A 2572-nucleotide genomic window follows, 5' to 3' on the forward strand; every position below is an offset into this window, starting at 1 on the left:
TGGGCGTTCGGCGCGGGCGAACGGGGGCTGGCCGCGGCGACGCTGGTCTCGCTGGTCGGCGCGCAGGTCACCTCGTACGTGAAGGCGCGCGCCGAGGCGTCCGGCCTCTCCGCCGACGGCGGCCTGGCCGAGCGCGCCGAGCGGTTCATCGTGTGCCTGGTCGGCGTCGGTCTGCACGGGCTGGGCGTGCCCTACATCCTGCCGGTGGCGCTGTACCTGCTGGCCGCGCTCGTGACGATCACCGTCGTGCAGCGCGTCCTGGCCGTGAGCCGCGCCGCGAAGGAGCTGGGGCCGTGAAGGCGCGGGACGTGAAGGACGGGCTCGCCGCCCTCGGCTACGCCGCCGGGTGGCGGGTGGTGCGGCTGCTGCCGGAGAAGGTGGCGCGGGCGCTGTTCGACGCGGTCGCGGACCGGGCGGCCCGGCGCGGCGGCGGTGGCGTGCGGCAGCTGCGGGCGAACCTGCGCCGCGTCGTGCCGCGCGCCGGCGAGGCGGAGCTGGACGAGCTGGTGCGGCTGGCGGTGCGCTCGTACGCGCGGTACTGGCGCGAGGCGTTCCGGCTGCCGTCGCTCGACCTCAAGGCCGTGTACGCCGAGCTGGACCGCACGTTGAGCGGCGCGGAGAACCTGGACGCGGCACTGGCCGAGGGCCGGGGCGTGGTGACCGCCCTGCCGCACTGCGGCAACTGGGACATGGCGGGCGTCTGGTTGGTCGAGCACTGCGGCACGTTCACCACCGTCGCGGAACGGCTCAAGCCCGAGTCGCTGTACCAGCGGTTCATCGCGTTCCGGGAAGGCCTCGGGTTCGAGGTGGTGCCGCTGACCGGCGGCGACCGCAACCCGGCGCTGGTGCTCGCGGAGCGGCTGCGCGCGAACCAGGTCGTCTGCCTGCTGGCGGACCGGGACCTGACCGCGGGCGGCGTGCCCGTGACGTTCTTCGGCGAGCGCACGCTGATGCCCGCCGGTCCCGCGCACCTGGCCGCGACCACCGGCGCGGCGCTGCTCCCGGTCGGCATGTGGTTCACCGAGGACGGCTGGGGCATCCGCATCCACCCGCCGATCAAGGTCTCCGGCACGGCGGGCGTCGCCGCCGCGACCCAGCAGATGGCCGACGTGTTCGCCGCCGACATCGCCGCCCACCCGACCGACTGGCACATGATGCAGCAGCTGTGGCTGGCCGACCTGCCGGAGAGCAGGCAGAAGGCGCTGCGCCGGGTGCTGGCCCGCCGGGGGGAGTCCGCGTGAGGGTCGGCATCGTCTGCCCGTACTCCTTCGAGGTCCCCGGAGGCGTGCAGGCGCACGTGGTCGACCTGGCGCGCGCCCTGCGCGGCCTCGGGCACGAGGTGGAGGTGCTCGCGCCCGCGGACGACGACACGCCGGTGCCGGAATTCGTCACTTCGGCCGGCCGCGCGGTCGGCATCCCGTACAACGGATCGGTGGCGAGGCTGTCGTTCGGACCGGTGTCGTTCACCCGCGTCCGCAGGTGGATCGCGGAGCACGACTTCGACGTGCTGCACCTGCACGAGCCGACCGCGCCGTCGCTGTCGATGCTGGCGCTGATGGTGGCGGACGGGCCGATCGTGGCCACCTTCCACACCTCCACGCCGCGCTCGAAGATGCTGTCGGCGTTCCAGGTGGTGCTCCAGCCGTTCCTGGAGAAGATCACCGCTCGCATCGCGGTGTCCGCGCTGGCCAGGCGCGTGCAGGTGGAGCACCTGGGCGGTGACGCGGTGGAGATCCCCAACGGGGTCGACGTCGGCTTCTTCGCCGACGCGGCGCCGCTGGACGGTTACCCGCGCCCCGGCGGCACGGTCGGGTTCGTCGGCCGGTTCACCGAACCGCGCAAGGGCATGCCGGTGCTGCTGGAAGCGTTCCGCCGGCTCGACCTGCCCGACGTGCGGCTGCTGGTGGTGGGGCGCGGCGACGAGGACGAGCTGCGCAAGCAGGCCGGACCGGAGCTGGCGTCGCGGATGGTGTTCCTCGGCATGGTGGACGACGAGACGAAAGCGCGCGCTCTGCGCAGCGTGGACGTCTACTGCGCCCCCAACACCGGCGGCGAGAGCTTCGGGATCATCCTCACCGAGGCGATGTCGGCCGGTGCGGCGGTGGTGGCCTCCGACCTGGACGCGTTCCGCCGCGTGCTGGACGACGGCAAGGCCGGCGTGCTGACCCCGGTCGGTGACCCGGTCGCGCTGGCCGCGGCGTTGCGGGACCTGCTGACCGACCAGGAGCGGCGGGCCGACCACGTGGACGCGGCGCGGCAACGCGTGATGACGTTCGACTGGTCGGTGGTGGCGAACCAGGTGCTGCGGGTGTACGAGAGCGCCATGGCGGCTGATCCTCGTCGGGTGGGTGAGGCGTGACCAGTTCCGGCGTCGCGACGACGTTCCTGGTGCTGCTGGCACTCGCCGTGCTGGTGGGGCCGTGGACGTTGGGCACGGCCAACCGGCTGGACCGGCTGCACGTGCGCACGGACGCGGCCTGGGCGGCGCTCGACGCGGCCCTGGCGCGGCGCGCGGTGGTAACCCGGGCGGTGGCGGCGGGGGGCGGCAAGCCCGAGGTGCGCGCGGCGGCGG

2 protein-coding genes and 2 pseudogenes are annotated in these 2572 nt (G+C 74.2%); all 4 read left to right on the forward strand.

All coding sequences use genetic code 11. The features are described 5' to 3' along the window. Positions 1-297 (forward strand): annotated as a pseudogene (locus tag AB0G02_RS34950) (CDP-alcohol phosphatidyltransferase family protein); the annotation flags it as partial. Beyond that, on the forward strand, positions 294-1241 hold the full coding sequence (locus AB0G02_RS34955) for a phosphatidylinositol mannoside acyltransferase (protein ID WP_360803129.1): 948 nt from the start codon (positions 294-296) through the stop codon (positions 1239-1241). The pseudogene AB0G02_RS34950 and the gene AB0G02_RS34955, both read left to right, overlap by 4 nt. Next, on the forward strand, positions 1238-2359 hold the full coding sequence (locus AB0G02_RS34960; protein ID WP_360803131.1) for a glycosyltransferase family 4 protein: 1122 nt from the start codon (positions 1238-1240) through the stop codon (positions 2357-2359). The genes AB0G02_RS34955 and AB0G02_RS34960 overlap by 4 nt, the downstream gene beginning before the upstream one ends. After that, a pseudogene (locus AB0G02_RS34965) lies at positions 2356-2572 on the forward strand (exopolyphosphatase); the annotation flags it as partial. The gene AB0G02_RS34960 and the pseudogene AB0G02_RS34965, both read left to right, overlap by 4 nt.

This window comes from Actinosynnema sp. NPDC023658 (genome assembly GCF_040639995.1).
GTDB lineage: Bacteria > Actinomycetota > Actinomycetes > Mycobacteriales > Pseudonocardiaceae > Actinosynnema.